This window comes from Monashia sp. HAY1-5C, assembly GCF_056755255.1.
Map to the genome: position 1 here is coordinate 1 of NZ_JBPGXG010000206.1, position 5,276 is coordinate 5,276.

General features: G+C 72.8%; 6 protein-coding genes. 1 reads left to right on the forward strand and 5 read right to left on the reverse strand.

Annotation, left to right across the window (positions count from 1 at the left end; translation table 11 throughout):
* Window positions 1–113 precede the first annotated feature (113 nt).
* Window positions 114–677 (forward strand): pyridoxamine 5'-phosphate oxidase family protein, encoded by a 564-nt coding sequence (locus ACR9ZK_RS20560; RefSeq protein ID WP_481343822.1) that lies wholly within the window; start codon window positions 114–116, stop codon window positions 675–677.
* 15 nt (window positions 678–692) lie between these two features.
* Here the strand turns inward: ACR9ZK_RS20560 and ACR9ZK_RS20565 are convergent, their stop codons facing one another.
* The 5 genes from ACR9ZK_RS20565 to ACR9ZK_RS20585 form a co-directional block, all read right to left on the reverse strand.
* The gene (locus ACR9ZK_RS20565) at window positions 693–1,745 is read right to left on the reverse strand and encodes an NAD(P)-dependent alcohol dehydrogenase (protein WP_481343823.1); all 1,053 of its coding nucleotides are present in this window, start codon (window positions 1,743–1,745) and stop codon (window positions 693–695) included.
* A 77-nt stretch (window positions 1,746–1,822) separates the two neighbouring features.
* Window positions 1,823–2,665: a ParA family protein gene (locus ACR9ZK_RS20570; RefSeq protein WP_481343824.1), complete on the reverse strand. Its 843-nt coding sequence runs from the start codon at window positions 2,663–2,665 to the stop codon at window positions 1,823–1,825.
* 25 nt (window positions 2,666–2,690) lie between these two features.
* Window positions 2,691–3,326, reverse strand: a complete 636-nt coding sequence (locus ACR9ZK_RS20575; RefSeq protein WP_481343825.1) for a maleylpyruvate isomerase N-terminal domain-containing protein — start codon at window positions 3,324–3,326, stop codon at window positions 2,691–2,693.
* On the reverse strand, window positions 3,323–4,192 hold the full coding sequence (locus ACR9ZK_RS20580) for a RecB family exonuclease (protein ID WP_481343826.1): 870 nt from the start codon (window positions 4,190–4,192) through the stop codon (window positions 3,323–3,325). Before ACR9ZK_RS20580 ends, ACR9ZK_RS20575 begins: the two co-directional genes overlap by 4 nt.
* 116 nt (window positions 4,193–4,308) lie before the next feature.
* The gene (locus ACR9ZK_RS20585; protein ID WP_481343827.1) at window positions 4,309–5,256 is read right to left on the reverse strand and encodes a PHP domain-containing protein; all 948 of its coding nucleotides are present in this window, start codon (window positions 5,254–5,256) and stop codon (window positions 4,309–4,311) included.
* Between the last annotated feature and the right edge of the window lie 20 nt (window positions 5,257–5,276).

Below are 5,276 nucleotides of genomic sequence, written 5' to 3' on the forward strand. Positions count from 1 at the left end.
TCCGTCGTCGGCAGCGTCAGATGTGTATAAGAGACAGGTGGGACGCGGCCCCTCCCGTTCCGACCTGCGGTCGCGCCGAGGTCAGCCCAGGGCCTGGACCTAGGCTGCCCACCATGAAGCTGCACGAGTCGATCGACGGACGGCTGCACGCGTTCATCGAGGCCCAGCGGATGTTCTTCGTCGCGACCGCGCCCCTCGCGGCCGACGGGCACGTCAACGTCTCGCCGAAGGGCGTCGACGGCACGTTCCTCGTCGTGGACGAGCACACGGTCGCCTACCTCGACCTCACCGGAAGCGGCGCGGAGACGGTCGCCCACCTGCGGGAGAACGGCCGGATCACGTTGATGTTCTGCGCCTTCGAGGGCCCGCCGAACATCGTGCGCCTGCACGGCACGGGCCGGCACCTGCGTCCGGGCGACGACGAGTTCGACGCGTGGGCCGGCCGGTTCGACGTCGACCTGCCGGGCGTGCGCGGACTGGTCGTCGTGGACGTCGAACGGGTCTCGGACTCCTGCGGGTTCGCCGTGCCGCGCTACGAGTACACGGCCCAGCGCGACCTGCTCACCTCGTGGGCCGACAAGCGGGGACCGGCGGGGCTGGTGACCTATCGCTCGCAGAAGAACGCGACCTCGATCGACGGCCTGCCCGCGCTGGACCCGGAGCCGGAGACCGCCTGACCGGGGGCGCCCGTCTCAGGAAGGCGAGCCGATCGTGGCGGTGTCGATGACGAAGCGGTAGCGGACGTCGCCGGCGACGACACGGTCGTAGGCGGCGTCGACCTCGTCGGCAGAGATCGTCTCGACCGTCGCGCCGATGCCGTGCTCGGCGCAGAAGGCGAGCATCTCGGCCGTGGCGGGGATGCCACCGATGTTCGACCCCGCGACGACGCGGCTGCCGCCGACGACGGCACCGGGTGCGAAGTCGTAGTTGCCCGTGGGCAGCCCGACGTTGGCGATGACGCCGAGCGGGCGCAGCAGCCCGATGTAGGTCTGCATCGGCAGGTCGGCGCTCACCGTGTTGACGATGAGGTCGAAGCTGCTCCTGAGACCGGCGAGGACGCCGTCCTCGGAGGTGGCGTGGTAGCTCGTGGCGCCGAGGGCGAGGCCGTCCTCCTTCTTGGCGTCGGTACGGCTCAGCACGCTGACCTCGGCGCCCATGGCGGCAGCCAGCTTGACGGCCATGTGGCCGAGACCGCCGAGGCCGATGACGGCGACCTTCTTGCCGGGGCCGGCGCCCCAGCGCTTGAGCGGCGAGTACACCGTGATGCCCGCACAGAGCAGCGGGGCGGCGACGTCGAGCTCGAGGCCGTCGGGGATCGCGACGGCGAAGCGCTCGGAGACGACGACCTGCCGGGCGTAGCCCCCCTTGGTCTTCTCGCCGTCGTAGCCCGTGCCGTTGTAGGTCATGACGGCGCCCTTGGTGCAGAACTGCTCCTCGCCGTTCTTGCAGAACTCGCACTCACCGCACGAGTCGACCATGCACCCGACGCCGACGCGGTCTCCGACCTTGTACGTCGTGACGCCGTCACCGACGGCGGAGACGACGCCGGCGATCTCGTGGCCGGGGACCATGGGGAAGATCGCGCTGCCCCACTCCTCGCGGACCTGGTGGATGTCGCTGTGACAGATGCCGGCGAACGCGATGTCGATGAGGACGTCGTCGTCACGCAGGTCGCGGTGCTCGACGCTCCGGGCCTCGAAGGGGGCTCCGGCGTGGGGTGCGACCAGTGCGGGCGTGGAAATCACAGGGTTCTCCTTCACGGAAGATGGGCGACACTCTCGGATGCAGCGTCACCGGTCGACGAGACATTCCCGGCGTCCGGTCACAGACGCGGCAGGAGCGACGCCGCGACGTCCCGGTAGGCCTGCGCGCCGCGGGAGGTGCGGGCCGTGGACAGGATCGACCGCCCGACGGCGGGCGCCTCGGCGAACCGAACCGTCTTGGGGATCGGGGGGTCGAGGACCGGCAGGTCATAGCGCTCCCCCACGTCGGCGAGGACCTCGCGGGCGTGGTTGCTGCGGCCGTCGAAGAGCGTCGGCAGGATGCCCCAGACCTGCAGGTCGCGGTTGAGGATGCGCTGCACGTCGGCGACGGTGTCGAGCAGCTGCCCGACGCCCCGGTGGCTCAGCATCTCGCACGGCATCGGGATGACGAGGCCGTCGGAGGCGGTGAGCGCGTTGAGGGTGAGCACGCCGAGGCTCGGCGAGCAGTCGAGCAGCACGACGTCGTAGGCCGTTGCGAGGTCCTCGAGGGCGCCGCGAAGGACGTACTCGCGGCCGGGGCGGGGCATGAGGGCTGCCTCTGCACCGGCGAGGTCGATCGTCGACGGCACGAGGTCGACGCCCTCCTCGCACGAGACGACGACGTCGGCGAGCGGCGTCCGGCCGGTCAGCACGTCGTGCACGGACTGCTCGACGGCGTCGGGGTCGACCCCGAGGGAGAAGGTGAGACAGGCCTGCGGGTCGAGGTCGACGAGCAGGACGCGCCTGCCGTGCTCGGCGAAGGCGGCCCCGAGGCTGGCGACGGACGTCGTCTTGGCGACGCCACCCTTCTGGTTGGCGACGGCGAGCACCGTGGGACGGCTCGGTGGGACCCCGGGTGGGGCCGATGGTGCGGATGGGGTGAGTGGAGTGCTGCTGGCGTCCTGGCGGGAACGGGCGGCCATGGCGGCAAGTGTGTCAGGCCGGCGCTCAGAACGCCGAGATGGTCCGCGGAGCGCGCTCGGAGCGCGAGAGGGCCGAGACGACGGCGCCCTGGCCGTGCGTCTCGGCGGCGAGGTGCGTCAGCAGGCGCAGCACGGGGTCGAGGACGTCGTCGGGCAGCTGCGGGGCGGTGAACCCGACGCTCGCGGCGACGTCCTCACCGTGCACGACGACCTCCATCATCCGACCGGTCAGGAAGTCGTCGCGGCGCAGCGACCAGCCCTGCCACGGGATGAGCACCGCGCGGTCGGCCGGCTGCGCGGCCAACAGGTCGGGCAGCACCTCCCGGGCCGCGAGGACGCCCGCGAGGACCTCGTCGCGTCCGGCGGCGGCCTTCTCGTCGCTGCCCTCGCGGATCGCGACGTTGACCTCGTCGTCGAGGTCGGCACCGACCCACGCCGAGCGGCGGTAGTGCTCCTCGAGCGGTATCGGGTCGCGCGCCGGCTCGGCCGACAGGAGCGTCACCACCGTCGACGGCTGTCCGGCGAGGTGGGCGACGAGACCGCCGACGTCCCAGGCGGGCAGGGCGCTCGGGCGGTTCCAGGCCTCGGCGACGTCGTCGCGGGACACGAGGGCGAGGACGTGGTCGGCCGCCGCGAGGAACGCGTCGCGCAGGTCGGTCATGGGAGCCCTTCCTGGTCGTCGTCGCGCTCGAGCCCGGCCCAGTCGGACTTCTCGGGGCCCTGTTGCTGCCCCTCCGGGCAGTGTGCGCGGAAGTCGCACCACGAGCACAGTGGCGAGGGCCGTGGGGCGAAGCGCGTGGACTCGACGCCGACCTCGGCGAAGTCGGCGTCGGCGCGGCGCAGGTCGGTGGCGATGGACTCCGCCTCGGCGACCTTGCGGGCCAGCGAGTCATCGGTGTGCACGTGGCTCGCGACGGTTCCGGTGGGGACGTGGTGCAGCTCGACGCGCAGGCACGGCCGGCGGAACATCCGGGCCGCGGCGACGGCGTAGAGCGCGAGCGGCAGCGAGGTGCGGGCGTCGTCGTCGGTGGGGACCTGCCGGCCGGTCTTGTAGTCGACGACGACGAGCTCGCCGTCGCGGTCGTCGAGACGGTCGATGCGGCCCGTCACGGCGATCTCGCCGGTCTTGAGGGAGACGCTGCGCTCGAGGCCCACGGGCTGCCGGTCGCGGTCGCTGCGGCGCAGGTACTCGGTGACGGCGTCGCGCACCCGCAGGCGCCAGGCCATCGACTGCTCGGGGTCGCGGAACCCGACGTCGATCCAGGACGTGCGCACGAGCTCGGCGACCCCGGCCGGGGTTCGCTCGGAGGGCGGCAGGTCCCAGAAGTCGCGAAGGACGTTGTGCGTCGCGATGCCCACCGAGGTGTGCGCGCGCTGCGGACGTGCCGCGGGCCGGGGCCGGTCGAGGTACTGCATGCGGTACCGGCGCGGGCAGTCGAGCCACGCGAGGAGCCGCGAGGGCGAGCCGGTGTAGAGCGGTGTCGGCATGCCCGCGAAGCTCGGCTGCTGCGTCGCTCCGATGCTCACGCCGTCACCCTACGGTTCACCCCCGACAGCCCGCCGCACCACACGCCGCCCCACACGCCGCCGGACACCCAGGCACGACACGCCGCCCCGACCCGCCAGGGCCAGCAGCGGCGCCGTCAGGGACGCAGCACCGGTGTCACGCCGTTCGCCGCGGCCTCGATCACCTCGAGCACCTCCGGGGCCGTCGTGTTCTCGCCGAGGCGGTTCAGCTTGCCGGTGCCGTGGTAGTCGCTCGACCCGGTGGCGACGAGGCCGAGCCGGGCCGCGAGCGCCGTGGCCCGCGCGACCTCCCGGGGCCCGTGGTCGCGGTGGAAGACCTCGAGTCCGACGAGGCCCGCGTCGGCCATGCGTTCGATGAGGTCGTCGGTCAGCCCACCGGTGCGGGTCCGCGTGAACGGGTGGGCGACCACCGGCACGCCGCCCGCTGCCCGGACCAGCTCGACGGCCTGGACGGGGTCCGGGGACCAGTGACCGACGTAGTACGGCGAGTCGTCGGTGAGCCACTCGCGGAACGCCTCGTCGCGGTGGGCGATGACCCCGTTCGCGATCAGCGCGTCGGCGATGTGGGGCCGTCCCGGGGTCGCTCCCGGCGCGACCTGCGTCAGCACCTGCTCGTAGGTGAGGGGGATGCCGTCGTCGGCCATCCTGGCCACCATCCGCTCGAGCCGCGTCGCCCGGCTGTCACGGGCCCGCGCCAGCGCGCGCGTCAGCTCGGCGTCCGAGGGGTCGGTGAGGTAGCCCAGGAGGTGGATCGACGCGTACCGCCACGTGCACGACACCTCGATGCCGCGCACGAGCGCGATGCCGTGCTCGGCGGCGGCCTCGGCGGCCTCGGCCCAGCCGCCGACGGTGTCGTGGTCGGTGAGGGCGAGCACGTCGACGCCGGCGACGGCCGCCGCCGCGACGAGCTCCGACGGGGTGTCGGTGCCGTCGCTGACCGTCGAGTGGGTGTGCAGGTCGATGACCGGCGACCCTCCCCTGCCCGTGCTCACGAGCCCCAGCGTACGGGCGAAGCCGCCCCCGGCTCCTCGATCCACGGCCCCACCGCTGTCTCTTATACACATCTGACGCTGCCGACGACGGA

Bases quoted from the DNA above. Each gene is read 5' to 3' on its own strand.
- ACR9ZK_RS20585 (WP_481343827.1), bottom strand. From the start codon at position 5,256: ATGTGTATAAGAGACAGCGGTGGGGCCGTGGATCGAGGAGCCGGGGGC.
- ACR9ZK_RS20575 (WP_481343825.1), bottom strand. From the start codon at position 3,326: ATGACCGACCTGCGCGACGCGTTCCTCGCGGCGGCCGACCACGTCCTC.
- ACR9ZK_RS20560 (WP_481343822.1), top strand. From the start codon at position 114: ATGAAGCTGCACGAGTCGATCGACGGACGGCTGCACGCGTTCATCGAG.
- ACR9ZK_RS20570 (WP_481343824.1), bottom strand. From the start codon at position 2,665: ATGGCCGCCCGTTCCCGCCAGGACGCCAGCAGCACTCCACTCACCCCA.